This is a genomic window from Streptomyces sp. UNOC14_S4, from assembly GCF_020740835.1.
Lineage (GTDB): Bacteria > Actinomycetota > Actinomycetes > Streptomycetales > Streptomycetaceae > Streptomyces.
In genome coordinates, this window is the sequence record NZ_JAINFC010000121.1 from 1 (window position 1) to 17,211 (window position 17,211).

General features: G+C 72.0%; 17 protein-coding genes. 7 read left to right on the forward strand and 10 right to left on the reverse strand.

Going from position 1 to position 17,211, the window contains the following annotated elements:
• Positions 1–365 (reverse strand): DUF2510 domain-containing protein (locus tag K6I34_RS13725; protein WP_229325758.1); only part of this gene is annotated, 365 nt, incomplete at its 3' end.
• Between the two features lie 372 nt (positions 366–737).
• Between K6I34_RS13725 and K6I34_RS13730 the strand changes: the two genes are divergently transcribed.
• Positions 738–1,148, forward strand: coding sequence for an SsgA family sporulation/cell division regulator (locus K6I34_RS13730; RefSeq protein WP_229325760.1), 411 nt, complete (start codon positions 738–740; stop codon positions 1,146–1,148).
• A 107-nt stretch (positions 1,149–1,255) separates the two neighbouring features.
• On the opposite strand, the gene K6I34_RS13735 is transcribed toward K6I34_RS13730, so the two are convergent.
• Together K6I34_RS13735 and hppD are read right to left on the reverse strand one after the other, a co-directional pair.
• The gene (locus K6I34_RS13735) at positions 1,256–2,623 is read right to left on the reverse strand and encodes an FAD-binding oxidoreductase (RefSeq protein WP_229325762.1); all 1,368 of its coding nucleotides are present in this window, start codon (positions 2,621–2,623) and stop codon (positions 1,256–1,258) included.
• Between the two features lie 117 nt (positions 2,624–2,740).
• Positions 2,741–3,883 carry a 4-hydroxyphenylpyruvate dioxygenase gene (gene hppD, locus K6I34_RS13740; protein WP_229325764.1) on the reverse strand — a complete coding sequence of 381 codons (1,143 nt, stop codon included), beginning with the start codon at positions 3,881–3,883 and terminating at the stop codon, positions 2,741–2,743.
• Positions 3,884–4,004: 121 nt separating this feature from the next.
• On the opposite strand from hppD, the gene K6I34_RS13745 reads away from it, so the two are divergent.
• The 5 genes from K6I34_RS13745 to K6I34_RS13765 all read left to right on the forward strand — a co-directional run bounded on the left by K6I34_RS13745 (position 4,005) and on the right by K6I34_RS13765 (position 8,457).
• A complete protein-coding gene (locus K6I34_RS13745; protein WP_229325766.1) occupies positions 4,005–4,484 on the forward strand; it encodes an Lrp/AsnC family transcriptional regulator in 480 nt (159 codons plus the stop codon).
• Positions 4,485–4,497: 13 nt separating this feature from the next.
• Positions 4,498–5,145, forward strand: coding sequence for an ABC transporter permease (locus tag K6I34_RS13750; protein WP_229325768.1), 648 nt, complete (start codon positions 4,498–4,500; stop codon positions 5,143–5,145).
• Positions 5,138–6,445: an ABC transporter ATP-binding protein gene (locus K6I34_RS13755; protein ID WP_374230915.1), complete on the forward strand. Its 1,308-nt coding sequence runs from the start codon at positions 5,138–5,140 to the stop codon at positions 6,443–6,445. The genes K6I34_RS13750 and K6I34_RS13755 overlap by 8 nt, the downstream gene beginning before the upstream one ends.
• A gap of 151 nt (positions 6,446–6,596) precedes the next feature.
• The gene (locus tag K6I34_RS13760) at positions 6,597–7,472 is read left to right on the forward strand and encodes an ABC transporter permease (RefSeq protein ID WP_229325784.1); all 876 of its coding nucleotides are present in this window, start codon (positions 6,597–6,599) and stop codon (positions 7,470–7,472) included.
• A gap of 94 nt (positions 7,473–7,566) precedes the next feature.
• A complete protein-coding gene (locus tag K6I34_RS13765; RefSeq protein WP_229325786.1) occupies positions 7,567–8,457 on the forward strand; it encodes a glycine betaine ABC transporter substrate-binding protein in 891 nt (296 codons plus the stop codon).
• 200 nt (positions 8,458–8,657) lie between these two features.
• Here the strand turns inward: K6I34_RS13765 and K6I34_RS13770 are convergent, their stop codons facing one another.
• The 7 genes from K6I34_RS13770 to K6I34_RS13800 all read right to left on the reverse strand — a co-directional run bounded on the left by K6I34_RS13770 (position 8,658) and on the right by K6I34_RS13800 (position 16,898).
• The gene (locus K6I34_RS13770; RefSeq protein WP_229325770.1) at positions 8,658–9,452 is read right to left on the reverse strand and encodes a PDZ domain-containing protein; all 795 of its coding nucleotides are present in this window, start codon (positions 9,450–9,452) and stop codon (positions 8,658–8,660) included.
• 101 nt (positions 9,453–9,553) lie between these two features.
• Entirely contained in the window at positions 9,554–10,195 is a 642-nt protein-coding gene (locus K6I34_RS13775) for an IclR family transcriptional regulator (RefSeq protein WP_229325772.1), read from the reverse strand.
• A gap of 411 nt (positions 10,196–10,606) precedes the next feature.
• The gene (locus K6I34_RS13780; protein ID WP_229325774.1) at positions 10,607–12,394 is read right to left on the reverse strand and encodes a DEAD/DEAH box helicase; all 1,788 of its coding nucleotides are present in this window, start codon (positions 12,392–12,394) and stop codon (positions 10,607–10,609) included.
• Between the two features lie 146 nt (positions 12,395–12,540).
• The gene (locus K6I34_RS13785) at positions 12,541–13,965 is read right to left on the reverse strand and encodes an MFS transporter (protein ID WP_229325776.1); all 1,425 of its coding nucleotides are present in this window, start codon (positions 13,963–13,965) and stop codon (positions 12,541–12,543) included.
• 199 nt (positions 13,966–14,164) lie between these two features.
• Positions 14,165–15,136 (reverse strand): YeiH family protein, encoded by a 972-nt coding sequence (locus K6I34_RS13790; RefSeq protein WP_229325787.1) that lies wholly within the window; start codon positions 15,134–15,136, stop codon positions 14,165–14,167.
• Between the two features lie 100 nt (positions 15,137–15,236).
• Positions 15,237–15,800: a cysteine dioxygenase family protein gene (locus K6I34_RS13795; protein ID WP_229325778.1), complete on the reverse strand. Its 564-nt coding sequence runs from the start codon at positions 15,798–15,800 to the stop codon at positions 15,237–15,239.
• 192 nt (positions 15,801–15,992) lie between these two features.
• Positions 15,993–16,898, reverse strand: a complete 906-nt coding sequence (locus K6I34_RS13800) for a LysR family transcriptional regulator (protein ID WP_229325780.1) — start codon at positions 16,896–16,898, stop codon at positions 15,993–15,995.
• Positions 16,899–16,998: 100 nt separating this feature from the next.
• On the opposite strand from K6I34_RS13800, the gene K6I34_RS13805 reads away from it, so the two are divergent.
• Positions 16,999–17,211: alpha/beta fold hydrolase (locus K6I34_RS13805; RefSeq protein WP_374230916.1), on the forward strand; the 213-nt coding region annotated here is incomplete at its 3' end.

Consider the following 17,211-nt stretch of genomic DNA (forward strand, 5'->3'; position numbering starts at 1 on the left):
CCGCTGGCCTCGTCCCAGGGCGCCCGGTGGCCCCCCTGCGGGCCCGTGGTGTGCGCACGGGCCTCCCGCGGCGCGGGCTCCTGGTCCAGGAACATCGGCCCGGTCTCCTCCGGCAGCGCCCCACCCGCGGCGGTCTGCCGCCGCGGCTCGACGGGACGCGCGGGCGCGACCGGCGTGGGAGCGGGTGCCTTGGGGTAGCCGACGGGCGGCGCGGGCAGCGGCTCCCCCTCGGCGGGCGCGGGCCGACTGGTCCCGGGCACCCAGGCGGTGCCGCTCCAGTAGCGGATGTAGCCAGGGATGGACGGGTCCGGATAGAAGCCCTGGACGGGGCTGCTGTCGGCGGATCCTGAGAGAGGAGCGCTCATGGTGTCCGATGTCCCGTATCTGTCGGCCGTACTGGGTGTCGTGTCGGTGGGCGGCTGGCGGACCCTCAGTCTGCCGCACGCGCGTCACGTCCGGTGCGCGGCTCCGGTACCTCGTGACCTCAATGCACAAAAGGCAACCCGGGGCGCTGCAGACAGGTCTACCAGACGGCTCTCTCCTCTGCGGCCGTCCCGCGGGCGGGACCACTCACACGTGCGACCGGTGGGCATGGCGTGTCAGCCGCGGGGGGAAGTCCATGCGCCGATGTGCGGAAGTCGCGTAATGGTGTGAGGGTCGACGCGCTCTGTCCGGTGCGGGCCCGCCTCCGAGGGGCCGACGCACCGAGAGAACGCACAGCAGAGAGGGCGCACTTCATGCACACCGTGGTGGAACGAGAGCTGGAGATCGACCTGGTGCTGGCGCCGGACCGCACCGTTCCGGTCCCCTGCAGGCTGAGCTACCGCACGGCCGATCCCTATGCCGTCAACATCACTTTCCATGTCACGTCGGATTCCCCCGTCAGCTGGACCTTCGCCCGCGAGCTGCTGATGGAGGGGCTCTTCCGCCCGGCCGGGCACGGCGACGTGAGAGTGTGGCCCACCACGGCGGAGGGACGCAGCGTCGTGTGCATGGCACTGTCCTCGCCGGACGGTGACGCGCTGCTGGAGGTGCCGGACCGGGCGGTGACGGCGTGGCTGGAGCGGACGCTGCGGGAGGTGGCGCCGGGGGCGGAGCCGGAGCTTCTTTGTCTGGAGGAGGGGTTGCGGCACCTCCTTGGGGCGTGACACCGGGGCTTCGCCCCGGACCCCGGCGCCTATGGGGGTGCCTCTTGCGCTTGGTGCGCGGCTGCGGGTCCGTTCTGGCTGGGCGCGCAGTTCCCCGCGCCCCTGGCCTACAGCACCTTGCCCGGGTTGAGGAGGCCCAGGGGGTCCAGGACGGACTTGATGCCCTGTTGGATCTCCATGGCCACCGGACCCAGCTCCTTGGCCAGCCAGTCTCGCTTGAGGAGGCCGACGCCGTGTTCGCCGGTGATGGTGCCGCCGAGTTCGAGGCCCAGGGCCATGATCTCGTCGAAGGACTCCCGGGCGCGGCGGGCCTCGTCCTCGTCGGCGGGGTCGAAGCACACGACCGGGTGGGTGTTGCCGTCCCCGGCGTGGGCGCAGACGCCGATGGTCAGGCCGTGCTTCTCCGCGATGGCGGCGGTGCCGTCGATCATGGCGGCGAGCCGGCCGCGGGGCACGCACACGTCGTCGATCATCGTGGCGGCCTTGAGCGACTCCAGGGCGGGCAGGGTGACGCGGCGTGCCTGGAGGAGCAGCTCGGACTCCGCGGGGGTCTCGGCGGGTACGACCTCGGTGGCCCCGGCCGCGGTGCACAGCCCGGCGACGGCCGCGAGGTCGGCGGCGGGGTCGGGGGTGTCGAAGGCGGCGAGGAGCAGGGCCTCGGTGCTCTCGGGAAGGTCCATGCGGGCGTAGGAGTTGACGGCCCGGAGGGAGGTGCTGTCCATCAGTTCCAGCAGCGAGGGCGCGTGGCCGCGGGCCATGATCTCGCAGACGGCGTCGCAGGCGGCGGCCGTGGAGGGGAACTCGGCGGCGAGCACGAGCTGTTCGGGCGGCGCGGGCTTGAGCGCGAGCACGGCCTGCACGACGACGCCAAGGCTGCCCTCGGAGCCGACGAAGAGGCGGGTGAGGTCGTAGCCCGCGACGCCCTTGGCGGTGCGGCGGCCGGTCCGCAGCAGCCGTCCGTCGGCGAGGACGACGTCGAGGCCGAGGACGTATTCGGCGGTCACGCCGTACTTCACGCAGCACAGGCCGCCGGAGGCGGTGCCGATGTTGCCGCCGATGGTGCACTGTTCCCAACTGGAGGGGTCCGGCGGGTAGAAGAGGCCGTGTCCGGCGACGGCGCGGGAGAGTGCGGCGTTGACGACGCCGGGTTCGACGACGGCGATCCGCTCGACCGGGTCGATCTCCAGGATGCGATCCATCTTGACGAGGGAGAGGACGATGCAGCCGTCACTGGCGTTGGCCGCGCCGGAGAGCCCGGTACGGGCGCCCTGCGGGACGACCGGGGCGCGGTGGGCCGTCGCCGTGCGCATGATGTGCTGGACGTGCTCCACGGTGCGGGGGAGGACGACGACGGCAGGCGTGCCGGCCTCGCAGAAGCCGGCCATGTCGTGGGCGTACGAGCGGGTGACGTCGGTGTCGGTGAGCACGGCGTCGGCGGGGAGCCCCTTACGCAATTCCTCGATGAGATCATCCATAAGAGGGCTCCTCCCCACCGATGGGCGCCCCGTAACTGGTCGCGCCCCGTCAGGGGCGCGGGGGTCCGGGGGCGAAGCCCCCGGTGGGTGCCACGTGAGGCGGGGTGACCCTGACGGTCAGAGATTGCCCCGCTTCTCCTGCTCCCTCTCGATCGCCTCGAAGAGCGCCTTGAAGTTGCCCTTGCCGAAGCCCATCGACCCGTGCCGTTCGATCATCTCGAAGAAGACCGTCGGCCGGTCCTGCACCGGCTTGGTGAAGATCTGGAGCAGGTAGCCGTCCTCGTCGCGGTCGGCGAGGATCTTCAGCTCGCGCAGGGTGTCGAGCGGGACGCGCGTCTCGCCGACCCACTCCCCCAGCGTGTCGTAGTACGAGTCGGGCGTGTCCAGGAACTGGACACCGGCCGCCCGCATGGCGCGCACGGTGGCGACGATGTCGTTCGTGGCGAGGGCGATGTGCTGCACGCCGGGGCCGTTGTAGAACTCCAGGTACTCGTCGATCTGCGACTTCTTCTTCGCGATCGCGGGCTCGTTGAGCGGGAACTTCACCTTGCGGGTGCCGTCCGCGACGACCTTGGACATGAGGGCGGAGTACTCGGTGGCGATGTCGTCGCCCACGAACTCCTTCATGTTGGTGAAGCCCATGACCCGGTTGTAGAAGCCGACCCACTCGTCCATCTTGCCGAGCTCGACGTTGCCGACGCAGTGGTCGATGGCCTGGAAGCGGCGGGGACCGGCGTCCACGATCGGGTCGGCGGCGACGAAGCCGGGGAGGTAGGGGCCGGTGTAGCCGGACCGGTCCACGAGGGTGTGGACGGTCTGGCCGTACGTGGCGATCGTGGCGAGGACCACCGTGCCGTGCTCGTCGGTCAGTTCGTGCGGCTCCGTCACCCCGGTGGCGCCGTGCTCGACGGCGTGCGCGTAGGCGGCGCGGGCGTCCGGGACCTCGATGGAGAGGTCCACGACGCCGTCGCCGTGCTCGGCCACGTGGCCGGCGAGGAAGCGGCCCCGGTCGGTGGTCGCCTTGATGACGGAGGTGAGGACGAAGCGGGCGCCGCCGGACTCCAGTACGTAACTCGCGGTCTCCCGGCTGCCGTTCTCCGGTCCGGAGTAGGCGACGAGCCGCATGCCGAAGGCGGTGGCGTAGTAGTGCGCCGCCTGCTTGGCGTTGCCGACCGCGAAGACCACGGCGTCCATCCCCTTGACCGGGAAGGGGTCGTCCTGCCGTGCGGTGTGGAGGGTGTGTTCTGTGGTCTGAGTCATGGCCGCAGGTTCCCGCCGATCCACAAGGTGCGCAATAGTTCTTGCATTTACTGGGCAATATGCATAGCGGTAGCGCAGTGCATCCGGGCGTTCTGTACAGGGTGACCATCAGGAGGCGGCCATGGCGATCGATCGTTTGGACGGCAGGCTCATCGAGCTCCTCGCCGAGGAACCCCGCATCGGCGTGCTGGAGGCCTCTCGCCGCCTGGGAGTCGCCCGCGGTACGGTGCAGGCGAGGCTCGACCGCCTGCAGGCACAGGGCGTGATCAGGGGGTTCGGGCCCGAGGTGGACCCGGCGGCGCTGGGCTATCCGGTGACCGCCTTCGCGACGCTGGAGATCAAGCAAGGGCAGGGCGCGGACGTACGGACCCATCTGGCGACCGTTCCGGAGGTGCTGGAGCTGCACACCACGACCGGCCACGGCGACATGCTCTGCCGCCTGGTCGCCCGCTCGAACGCCGACCTCCAGCGTGTGATCGACCGGGTTGTGGGTTTTGATGGCATCGTGCGGGCCTCCACCGCGATCGTCATGGAGAACGCGGTTCCGCTGCGGATCATCCCGCTGGTGAAGCAGGCGGCGGAGGACCCTTACCGGCCCTGACGGGAGTGACCGGGTGAGCTTCTGGGAGTACCTGGGCAGCCGGCACGAGCAGCTGCTGGCCGACGCGTACCAGCACGCCAGCGCCGTCCTCCAGTGCATGGCCGTCGCCACCCTGCTCGGCGTGGCGATCGGCGTGCTCACCTACCGCAGCGACTGGGCGGGCGACCTCGCCGTCACCGTGACCGCGACGCTGCTGACGATCCCCTCCCTGGCCCTGATCGGCCTGCTGATCCCCGTCACCGGTCTGGGCGTGGCGCCGACCGTGACGGCCCTGGTGCTCTACGGGCTGCTGCCGGTCGTCCGCAACGCGATCGTGGGGCTGCGCGGGGTGGACCCCTCGCTGGTCGACGCGGCGAAGGGCATTGGCATGTCGCGGCCCGCCCGGCTGCTGCGCGTCGAGCTGCCGCTGGCCTGGCCGCCGATCCTCACCGGCATCCGGGTCGCCACCCAGATGCTCATGGGCATCGCCGCGATCGCCGCGTACGCCTCCGGGCCCGGCCTGGGCAACGAGATCTTCCGCGGGATCTCCTCGCTGGGCAGCGCCAACGCGCTCAACCAGGTGCTGGCCGGGACGCTCGGCATCGTCGTGCTCGCGCTGCTCTTCGACGCCGCGTACGTGCTGATCGGGCGGCTGACCATTCCGAGGGGGATCCGTGCCTGAGCCCGCGCCTGAGCCCGAGCCTGATGCTGCGCCCGGCCCTGCCCCTGGCCCCGCGGCCGCGCACGGGGTCTCGGGCGCCGCCATCCACCTGGAGAACCTCACCAAGCGCTTCCCCGGCTCCTCCGCGCCCGCCGTGGACTGCGTGAACATGGAGATCCGGGCCGGGGAGCTGGTGGTCTTCGTGGGCCCGTCCGGCTGCGGCAAGACCACCACCATGAAGATGATCAACCGGCTGATCGAGCCGACCTCCGGCCGTATCCGGATCGACGGCGAGGACGTCACCGGCATGGACCCGGTCAGGCTGCGCCGCAAGATCGGCTACGCCATCCAGCAGTCCGGCCTGTTCCCGCACATGACCGTCGCGCAGAACATCGCGCTCGTCCCCCGCATGACCGGCTGGTCCAAGGTCCGCACCGGCGCCCGCGTGGACGAGATGCTGGACCTGGTGGGCCTGGACCCGGGCGAGTTCCGCGGCCGCTATCCGCGTCAGCTCTCCGGCGGCCAGCAGCAGCGCGTGGGCGTCGCCCGCGCGCTCGCCGCCGACCCGCCCGTCCTCCTGATGGACGAACCCTTCGGCGCCGTCGACCCGATCACCCGCGACCACCTCCAGGACGAGCTGATCCGGCTCCAGCACGAGCTGCACAAGACGATCGTCTTCGTCACCCACGACTTCGACGAGGCGATCAAGCTCGGCGACCGGATCGCGGTGCTCCGGGAGCGCTCGCACATCGCCCAGTTCGACACCCCCGAGGCCATCCTCACCAACCCCGCCGACGACTTCGTCTCCGGCTTCGTCGGCGCGGGCGCGGCACTCAAACGGCTCAACCTCACCCGGGTGCGGGACGTGGGCGTGAGCGCGTTCCCCACGGCGACGATCGACGACCCGCTCCAGTCCATCTTCGACCAGCTGCGTACGGGAACGACCAACGAGGTGCTGCTCCTCGACCGGCACCGCCGCCCCTACAAGTGGCTGCGCCGCGGCGACCTCATGCGCGCGAAAGGCTCGCTGGCGCGCGCCGGGACGCTCGTGCACGACACGGTCACCCGTGACGCCACGCTCCGCGACGCGCTGGAGGCCGTCCTCATCGACAACGCGGGCCGGGTGGCGGTGACCGGACGGCGCGGCGAGTACGAGGGCGTGGTCGACATGGAGACGCTGATGAACTCGGTCCACGAACTCCTGGAGGCGGACCGCCTCGACGCGGCCGAGCACCAGCACCGCCTGGAGGAACAGCGCTCCCAGCAGACCCGCCAGGAGCAGGAGGGCTGCGCGCCCGGCGAACCGGGGGAGGAGGGGTGAGGACGACGGCGACGGCGCGCCCCGTCAGGGGCGCGGGGCTGTGTTTCATCGTGCGGCTCCGCCGCGTGGGCGCGACCAGCCACAACGCACCCGCAGCCGCGCGCGGAGCGCAAGAGGCACCCCGGTGGGCGCCGTACCACCGGAGGCGGCCGTGACACGGCGCGGGCACCGGCCGCCCCCCGAAGGGGAACGGCCCGCTGGTGAGCACGAGGTCCATGGGATCGCCTTCCGTGACCCCGAGGAACCCGGGGAGCCGACCCCGGCCGTGGCCCCGGCCGCGGCCGCAGGCCACCGCGTCGGCCCCGCGAAGCTCACCGTCCTCCCCTCGTTCCTGCTCCTCCTGCTGCTCGGCACCTGGCTGTGGTTCCGGGGCGCGCACCTCGACGCCATCGCGCACAACGCGATCGCGGACGGGAACGTCTGGCTGCGGTTGCGGCAGCATGTCGTCCTCACGGTGCTGTCGACCGTCCTGGTCCTGGTCATCGCGATCCCGCTGGGCGTCCTGCTGACCCGCCGCAGGCTGCGCCCGGCCGTGCCCGTCGTCATGGCCGTCGCCAACACCGGCCAGGCCACGCCCGCGATCGGCCTGCTGGCGCTGCTGGTGATCTGGTTGGGCATCGGGATGCGGGCCGCGCTCGTCGGCATCGTGGTCTACGCGGTGCTGCCCGTGCTGTCCAACACGATGGCGGGCCTGCGGGCCATCGACCCGACGCTGGCGGAGGCCGCGCGCGGCATCGGCATGTCGCCGCTCGGGGTGCTGTTCAAGGTCGAACTCCCGCTGGCCGTACCGCTGATCCTCGCGGGGGTGCGCACCGCGCTCGTCCTCAACGTGGGCACGGCGACGCTCGCCTACTTCGGCGGGGGCGGCGGGCTGGGCGACCTGATCGCCTCCGGCATCACCAACCAGCGGATGCCGGTCCTGGTGCTGGGTTCGGTGCTGACCGTGGCCCTCGCGCTGCTCGTGGACTGGCTGGCCTCGCTGGCCGAACTCCTGCTGCGGCCACGTGGTCTGGAAGTGGGTGACTGAGGTGGGAGCGGCGCACTGGAGGACGGTGACGGCGACGGTCTGCGCGCTGCTGCCGCTCGGGCTCGGCGGGTGCGGGCTGACGAGCGGCTCCCCCATGGTCGACCACGTACGGCCCGGTTCGATCGGCCAGGGCCTGCCGCTCAAGGGCGCCCGGCTGACGGTGGCCTCGAAGAACTTCAGCGAGAACATCGTCCTCGGCCAGATCATGGGCCTCGCCTTCAAGGCGGCGGGGGCGGACGTCCTGGACCGCACCAACATCCAGGGTTCGATCGGCGCCCGCGAGGCGGTCAAGTCCGGTGACGCGGACGGGATGTACGAGTACACCGGCACCGCCTGGATCACCTATCTGGGTCACGACACGCCGATCGCGGACCCGCGTGCCCAATGGCAGGCCGTGGCGGACGCGGACGTGCGCAACGGCCTCACCTGGCTGTCCCCCGCCGCCCTCAACAACACCTACGCGCTGGCCCTCAACCGCGCGAACGAGAAGCGCTACGGGGTACGCACCCTCTCGGACGTGGCCCGCCTCTCGAAGCGCGACCCGGCCGCCGTGACCCTGTGCGTGGAGAGCGAGTTCGCCGCCCGCAACGACGGGCTGACCGGCATGGCGAAGACGTACGGGATGTCCGTCCCGGCCCGCCGTGTGCAGAAGATGGACGGCGGCATCGTCTACACCCAGGTCTCCCGCGGCCGCTCCTGCACGTTCGGCGAGGTCTTCACGACGGACGGCCGGATCAAGGCGATGAACCTGGTGGTGCTCGACGACGATCTCGGGTTCTTCCCGAACTACAACGCGGCGCCGGAAATCAACAGCGAGGCGATCCGCAAGTACCCGGCGATCCGGGAGGTGCTGGACCCCATCACGGCCCGCTTGACGAACGACGTGGCCCGCACGCTGAACGCGAGGGTGGACGTGGACGGAGAAGACCCCCACGACGTGGCGAAGTCCTGGCTGACGGAACAGGGTTTCATCCAGAAGGGCTGACGCCCCGTAAGGCCGCGCCCCGTCAGGGGCGCGGGGCTGTTGTCGATATGCGGCTCCGCCGCGTGGGCGCGACCGGCCTCGGGACCGTGCCCGTCAGGGGCGCGGGGAACTGCGCGACAAGCCCCCACCGGCCCGCAGCCGCGCACGCAGCGCAAGATGCACCCCCGGTAGGCGCGGGGTCCGGGGCGCAGCCCCCGGAATCAGCAGACAGGCACCCGGCCGTCCTGGCCAGAGGCCAGGGCCCGCAGCGAAGCAACCGCGTCGCCGAGCTTCTCCACCGGCACCAGCCGCAACCCCTTCGGCAGATTCGCGGAAGCGTCCCCGCACTCCCCCTTCGGCACGAGGAAGACCGTCGCCCCGTCCCGCCGGGCCGCCTGCGTCTTGAGCGGGACGCCGCCGACCGCCCCGACCGTCCCGTCCGGCTCGATCGTCCCCGTGCCCGCGATCGTGCGGCCCGCCGTGAGGTCGCCGCCGCGGCCGTCGCCGTCGAGCTTGTCGATGATGCCGAGGGTGAAGAGGAGGCCGGCGCTCGGGCCGCCGATGTCGGCCAGGTTCAGGTCGACCTTGACCTGGTCGGGCGACTTGTGGAGGTAGCGGAGGGCCGCCTGGGACGCGGAGTCCTGCGACTTCTTCATCTCGGCGACGTTGTGCTGCTCGATCTCCTTCTCGGAGTCGCCCACCGGGTAGACGGAGTCGCGCGGCATGACGGCGCGGTCCGTACGGAACCAGCCACTGATCACGTCGCTCAGGCTCACGTCCACCTTCGGCCCGGTGGCCACGATGGTGGTCATCCGCAGCTGGCCGCTGGTCCGCCTGCTGTCGGCCCCCTTGATGGTGATGACTTCCTTGCCGTCGTCAGCGCCGAGCACGTTGACGGTCGTGCCCGGCTGCGCGACGGAGAACGGCAGCGGTACGAACGCGGCCACCGCGAGCAGGGCGACGAACGGGGCGGCGCAGACGGCCAGGGTGCGGGCACGGCGAGTCGGAGCTGGCATGTGACCGAATCTAGTTCACGCGGGGGCACCGCCCCGGACCCGCACCCGGCAAACGCGCCGGTACGTACGCGGCACGGCCTCGACACGGCCTCGGCGCGGCCTCAGCGCAGCGCGTCCGCCACCTCCTTCGCCGCCTCCATGACGCGCGGGCCCACCCGGTCGGGGACGGAGTCCGAGAGCATGACGACGCCGACGCTGCCCTCGACGCCGAGTACGCCGAGCAGGGGCGCCGCGGCGCCGCTCGCCCCGGCCTCCAGCTCGCCGTGCGTCAGCGCGTACCCGGGGCTGTCGATCTCGCCCCGGCGGGCCGCGAGTATGGCCCGGCCCGCCGCGCCGCGGTCCAGGGGGTGTCGGAACCCGGCGCGGTAGGCCACGTGGTAGTCGGTCCAGGTCGGCTCGACGACGGCGACCGCGAGCGCCTCGGTGCCGTCGACGAGCGTCAGGTGGGCGGTCGCGCCGATGTCCTCGGCGAGCGCCCGCAGGGCGGGCAGCGCGGCCTCGCGCACGAGCGGGTGGACCTGGCGGCCCAGCCGCAGCACGCCGAGGCCGACCCGTGCGCGGCCGCCGATGTCGCGGCGCACGAGGGCGTGCTGTTCCAGGGTGGCGAGCAGTCGATAGACCACCGTCCGGTTGACGCCGAGCCGGGTGGAGAGCTCGGTGACGGTCAGCCCGTGATCGGTGTCGGCGAGCAGTTTCAGGACCCGTAGTCCCCTGTCGAGCGTCTGCGAGGTTTCCGCGGTCACGACGCCCCTCCTCCGATGAGTGGCGGCCCTCGTCGCGGTGGGGTTGCGTCGCCGGTCCCGTCCGGCAGCGCGCGAGGAGAGGCCGCCGGCCTTGGTCGCATGGCACCGGCTGCGCTCCGCGGCGGCGCTGCCACGGGGCGTGTGCGTGACCGGCACGGTAGCGCCGCCGGTCCGCTCAGCGGAAGAGTCTGCCCAACATCCGGGCGGTACGGATTCTTTTTATGAATATCGGGGGGCGGATCCCACTATCCGGACGGTGCCGCACTCCGTTGTCCCCTCCCGGGGCTCCGCCCCGGACCCCGTCGCCTACGGGGGTGCGTCTTGAGCCCGGTGTGCGGCTGCGGGCCGGTGGGGGCCGGTCGCGCAGTTCCCCGCGCCCCTGACGGGGCGCGGCAGCCCCCGGCCGGTCCCCTACTTCATGCGGGTCGCCCATTCGCGGACTTTGCGGATGCGTTCGTTGAGCTGGCCCGCCGTGGCCTCGGCGGAAGGGGGGCCGCCGCAGACGCGGCGGAGCTCGGTGTGGATGACACCGTGCGGCTTGCCGCTCTGGTGGACGTACGCCCCGACGAGCGTGTTGAGCTGCTTGCGCAGTTCGAGGAGCTCCTTGTGGGTGACGACCGGCCGCCGGTCGGCGGGCATCTCCAGGAGGTCGGCCTCCTCGTCCGGCTTCTTGCGGCTGTGCGCGATCTGCCGGGCCTGCCGCTTCTGGAGCAGCAGCTGCACCTGGTCGGGCTCCAGCAGGCCGGGGATGCCGAGGTAGTCCATCTCCTCCTCGCTGCCCGGGTGCGCCTGCATGCCGAACTCGGCGCTGTTGAAGAGGACGCGGTCGAAGACGGCGTCGGACTCCAGCGCCTCGAAGGGCAGCATGTCCTGCTCGCCGGTGTCCTCGTCCTGCTCCTTGTTCGCCTCGTCCATCTCCTTCTCGGACTCGGCGTACGGATCCTCCTCGCCCTCCTTCTTGGGCTTGTCGAGGACGTGGTCGCGCTCGGCCTCCATCTCGTTCGCGAAGGTGAGCAGCGTGGGGATGGTCGGCAGGAAGACGGACGCGGTCTCGCCGCGGCGCCGGGAGCGCACGAAGCGGCCGACGGCCTGGGCGAAGAACAGCGGGGTGGAGATCGTCGTGGCGTAGACGCCGACCGCGAGCCGGGGCACGTCGACGCCCTCGGACACCATGCGGACGGCGACCATCCATCGCGAGTCGCCGTGCGCGTAGTCGTCGATGCGCTGCGAGGCGCCGGAGTCGTCGGAGAGGACGACGGTGGCACCCTCTCCGGTGATCTCGCGGAGCAGCTTGGCGTAGGCGCGGGCCGAGTCCTGGTCGGAGGCGATGACGAGGGCGCCCGCGTCGGGGATGGACTTGCGGACCTCGGTGAGCCGCTGGTCGGCGGCGCGCAGCACGTTCGGCATCCAGTCGCCGCGCGGGTCGAGGGCGGTGCGCCAGGCCTGCGAGATCGCGTCCTTGGTCATCGGCTCGCCGAGGCGGGCCTCCAGCTCGTCGCCCGCCTTGGTGCGCCAGCGCATGTTGCCGCTGTAGGAGAGGAAGATCACCGGCCGCACGACGTGGTCGGCGAGGGCGGTGCCGTAGCCGTAGGTGTAGTCGGCGGAGGAGCGGCGGATGCCGTCGTTGCCCTCTTCGTAGGTGACGAAGGGGATGGGGTTGGTGTCGGACCGGAAGGGCGTTCCGGTCAGGCACAGGCGCCGGGTGGCGGGCTCGAAGGCCTCCAGGCACGCCTCGCCCCAGGAGCGGGAGTCACCGGCGTGGTGGATCTCGTCGAGGATGACGAGGGTCTTGCGCTGCTCACAGCGGTTGCGGTGGAGCATGGGCCGTACGCCGACACCGGCGTAGGTGACGGCGACGCCGTGGTACTCGCGGCCGAGAGGGCCGGCGCTGTACTCGGGGTCGAGCTTGATGCCCACGCGGGCGGCGGCCTCCGCCCACTGCTTCTTCAGGTGCTCGGTGGGGGCGACGACGGTCACCTGCTGCACGACGTGGTGGTGCAGCATCCACGAGGCGAGGGTGAGGGCGAAGGTGGTCTTTCCGGCGCCCGGGGTGGCTACGGCGAGGAAGTCGCGGGGCTGGGCCTGGATGTACTTGTCCATGGCGCCCTGCTGCCACGCGCGCAGCTTGTTCGCGGTACCCCAAGGGGCCCTGCCGGGGAAGGCGGGCGAAAGGTGGTGATTGGCGGTGGTGGTAGTCACGGTCTCCGTCGGCTGGTCGGCTGGCTCGGCGATCGGCAACCGCGTCAGCCTACCCGCGTCCCGTGCCCCGTTCGGGGACAGCACCACGGCCTCACCCGGGGGTGGGACTCAGGTCACACTCCCGCCGAAGCCCGGGTTCCCCGGCGTCAGGCGAGGCCGGCCCGCGGCTTGAGGCGCGTGGTGACGTACGTGCCGACGAGGGCGGCCGCGGCCATGGTGAGGAAGACCACGGCGAAGGCGGAGGCGGGTACGGCGGCGGAGGGGGAGTCGTGGGCGGCCGTGCCGGAGCCGCCGCCCAGCGCGGCGAAGGCGGCGCCGCCGATGCCGACGAGGGTGATGTTGCCGAGCGCGTCGGAGATCTGGAGGGCGGCCGAGTTCGCGCCCTGTTCGCCGGGCTCGGAGAGCCCCAGCAGCAGCACGCTGCCGCCGGAGATCGTCAGGCCCATGCCGTAGCCGCCGATGATCCAGGAGACGGCGACGATCCATACGGGCATGCCGTCGGCCAGGACGGTGGGCACCAGCAGGATCGCGAGGGAGACCAGGGCCGTGCCGAGGCCCATGAGGCGCTCGCGGTGCGGCACCAGGCGGGAGCGGCTCTGGGTGAACGAGCCGAGCGTCCAGCTGAGGCCGCCGCCGGTGAGGGAGAGCCCGGCCATCGTGGCGGACAGGCCGCGGTCGCTCACGAGCATCAGCGGGATGAAACTCTCGGAGCCGAGGAACGCGCCCGCCACGATGCCGCGCAGCAGCACCACGGACGGCAGTCCGCGCCCGGCCCGGAAGGTGCCCTTCGGCAGCAGCCGTACGACGGCCGGGGCGAGCAGGGCGAGCCCGGCGGCCGCGGGGAGCAGGGACACCCAGCGCAGGTCCTGCCCGGCGTACTGGAGCAGCCCGGCACCGGCGGCGACGGCGAGGGCGAGCAGGATGCGGCGGCGGTCCATGGCCGCGGTGTGCTCGCCGGGGGGCAGCTTGCGCAGCGCGGGGAGCATCACCAGGAGCGGCGGGACGATGAGCACGGGGATGGCCAGGAAGACCCAGCGCCAGCCGAGCTGCTCGGTGACGGTGCCCGCGGCGAGCGGGCCGATGATCACGGGGACGACCCAGGCGGCGGAGAAGGCGGCCATGACCGCGGGCCGCAGCCGCTCCGGGTAGGCGCGCCCCACCAGCACGTACAGCGCGACGAGGACGAGGCCGCCGCCGATGCCCTGGACGCCGCGGCCCGCGACGAACATCCACATCCGCTGCGCGCTCCCGGAGACGACGAGCCCGGCGCCGAAGGCGGCGATCCCGGTGAACAGCGGCGCCAGCGGCCCCTTGCGGTCGCACCACTCCCCCGACAGGGTCATCGCGAAGAGGCTCGCCGTGAAGAAGGCGGAGAAGGAGAAGGCGTAGAGCCCGATGCCGTCGAGGGCGCGGGCCGCGACGGGCATCGCGGTGTTGACCGCGCTCGCCTCGAAGGCGATGAGGGAGACGACGGAGACGATGCCGAGCGTCAACGCCCGGTAGGAGCGGCCGAGTACGCCCTGCTGACTTTCCGGTACGTCACCGGTGGCTATGGATTCGAGAGCGGTCATGGCCTCAGCGTAAGAACCGAAACGTAGTTTGACCCCTGGCGAGAGAACCAGATCGGCTGGGACTTCAGTCCTAGGGGAGCAACATCATCGGGACGAGGCGGGACTACGTCCGAGGTCCCGCGTCCCACGCATACGGAGAACTCATACGAGGAAGGGGCCCGGCGGTGATCGCCGGACCCCATACCGCTGCGTGTGGGGCTCACGTCGTGAGCAGCACGCCCCCGTACGACGCTCCCGCGATCACGACCCACGAGCACAGCCCGAGCGCCGCGACGCGTCCGCCGGTGCGGACGAGCGTGGGCAGGTGGACGGCGCTGCCGAGGCCGAAGAGGGCGGCGGCGAGCAGGAGTTCCTGCGCGTGCTGGGCGAGGCCGGGCGCGCTGTCCGGCACCCATCCGGTGGTGCGTACGCCGACCATGGCGAGGAAGCCGAGGACGAAGAGCGGGACGAGCGGGGGCCGCTTGCCGGTGCCCGGCGCCTCGGGGTCGTGGGCGCGCCTGCGGCGGAGCGTGACCGCGACCGCCGCGACGAGCGGGGCGAGCAGGGCCACGCGCATCAGCTTGACGAGGACGGCGTCGGTGAGCGCCTCGGGGCCCGCGGTCTGCGCGGTGGCGACGACCTGTCCGACGTCGTGCACGCCCGCCCCGACCCAGCGGCCGAACTGGGCGTCGTCCAGTCCGAGCGGGTGGTGGAGCAGCGGCAGTACGGCGATGGCGAGGGTGCCGCAGAGCGTGACCAGGGCCACGGACGTCGCGACGTCCTCCTCGTCGCTGCCCGAGACCTCGCTGACGGCGCCGATCGCGGAGGCGCCGCAGATGGAGTAGCCGGTGGCGATCAGCAGCGGCTGGTCGCCGCGCAGCCCGAGCCGCCGCCCGAGCCACAGCGTGCCGGAGAAGGTGGCCGCGACCACGGCGACGACCATGGCGACGGTGGCCCAGCCGAGCCCGAGCACGTCACCGGCGCTGAGCTTGAGCCCGAGCAGCACGATGCCGACGCGCATGAGCCGCTTGCCCGCGAGGCTGAGCCCGGGCCGGCAGGCGCCGCGTACCCAGGTCCGTACGCCGGGGGCGTGCGCCGCCGCGACGCCGAGCACGACGGAGGCGGTGAGCATGGGGACGGCGGGTACGAGCCGGTGGACCGCCCAGGCGGCGGCGACCCCGGCGACGGCCATGGCGAGCCCGGGGATCCCGGGGTGCCAGGACTTCTTGGAGGCGGCCGACGCCCGGGCGGCGGCCGACGGTGAAAGAGAAGGGAGCAGTGTCATCGGGGTGTCATCGGATTTCTTCGGCCGGGAGGTCGTAGACCCGGCGGACGCTGCTGCCGAGCCGGGAGACGTCCGCGCCGTAGATGTGGATCGAGATCGCGGTGGAGGTACAGGAGTTGCGCACGCGGTGGATGTCGCCGGGCGGGGCGAACCCGCAGACGTCGCCCTGGGCGTTGACGACATCCTCGGTCGCGACGAGGCGGGCGGTGGTGCCGTCGGGGACGAGCCGGTAGCGGCGCTCGCTCTCGGTGCCCTCGTGGACTCCGGTGACGCACCAGGAGACGTGGTCGTGGATGGCCGTCTGCTGGCCGGGGAGCCAGACGAGCGCGACGATCGAGAAGCTGCCGTCGTGCTCGGCGTGCAGCAGGTGCTGCCGGTAGCGGTCGGGGTCGCCCTCGCGCTGCTCGGCGGTGAGCAGATCGGGGGCGCCGAGGTGGGCCGCGAGCCGTTCGCCGACGAGGTAGGCCGTCGTGTCGGGCGGCAGGCCACGGCCCACCGCCTCCCGTACGTCGACGACCAGCCGGGCGACACGCGCGGTGGTGGCCGTGGGGGTTGCGGTGGGAGTGGTCATGCCTTGAGCGTCGACGGCCGGATTCCCTCGGTCCAACGACAGTTCGTTGACGGGAGTACAGCGTGGGCTTATACGTGGCCCCGTCAGGGGCGCGGGGAACTGCGCGACCAGCCACGCACAACGGGCAGCCGCGCACGCAGCGCAAGACGCACCCCATTAGGCGCAGCGGGGGTCCGGGGGCGCAGCCCCCGGTCAGCAACCAACGCGCCGGGCGGCAACCCCTTTCAGCTCGTCAAGAACAAGCACCGTCGCCGGAATCCGCAAATGCTCCCGCAGCACATACGCCGAGACCTGCCGCCGCGAGGCCGGGTCGAGAGCCCGCCCCGTGATCTTGTCGTGCCGCAGGAACGACAGGACGAGCCCCGGCATCATGGCCACGCCGAGCCCCTCGGCGACGAGGGACTGGACGACCAGGTTGTCGTCGGTGGTGAAGGCGATGTCCGGGGCGAAGCCGAGCTCGGCGCACTCGTGCAGGAAGTTGGTGCGGCAGCGCAGGCAGCCGGCGATCCAGCGCTCCCCGGCCAGATCGGCGAGTTTGACGGCCCGGCGCCGGGCGAGCGGATGCCCGGTGGGCATCAGCACCGTCAGCTGGTCCTCCATCAGCGGTATCTCGACGACCTCGTCCGGGATGTGTTCGTGCAGGCCGGGATAGGTGAAGGCGAGGGTGATGTCGCACTCGCCGCGCACCAGGCGGCGGATCGAGTCCGGCGGCTCGCCCTCCAGCAGCTCGACCCGTACGGCGGGGTGCCCGGCGGCCAGCCCGGCGAGGGCCTCCGGCACGAGGGTGGCGCTGGCGCTGGGGAAGGCGCAGACGCGGACCCGCCCGGCGCGGAGCCGGGTGAGCGAGCTCATCTGCTGCTGGGCGGCGGTGAGGCTGTCGAGGATGGTCTCGGCGTGCCGGGTGAGCGCCTCTCCGGCCTCGGTCAGCCGCATCCGGCGGCCGACGCGTACGAAGAGCGGGGTGCCCACGGCCCGTTCGAGCGCCTTGATCTGCTGGGTGATCGCGGGCTGGGTGTAGCCGAGCACGCGGGCCGCCGCGGAGTACGACCCGGCCGTGACCACCGCGTGGAACGTCTTGAGGTGCCGGGTGTCGAACACGCCGGAATCATAAGCGGAATTTGGGGTAGCACGGGAGTGAGCGGGGAGTCCCTTTTGGATCACCGGACCACTCGGGCAAAGTGCCCTTATGCCGCATTACATGTCGAATGACTGGATGGAGCTCGCCTACCGCACGCTGGGACCGCGGGAGCGGGAGGGGGACGGCGCGCCCACGACCGTGATCTGCCTGGCGGGCGGCCCGGGCCGGGACGCCGCCTACCTCGGCGACCTGGGCGGCCTCGACGCCCGCCACCGCCTCGTCATCCCCGACTCCCGGGGCACAGGAGCCTCACCGCCCTCCCCCGACCCGACC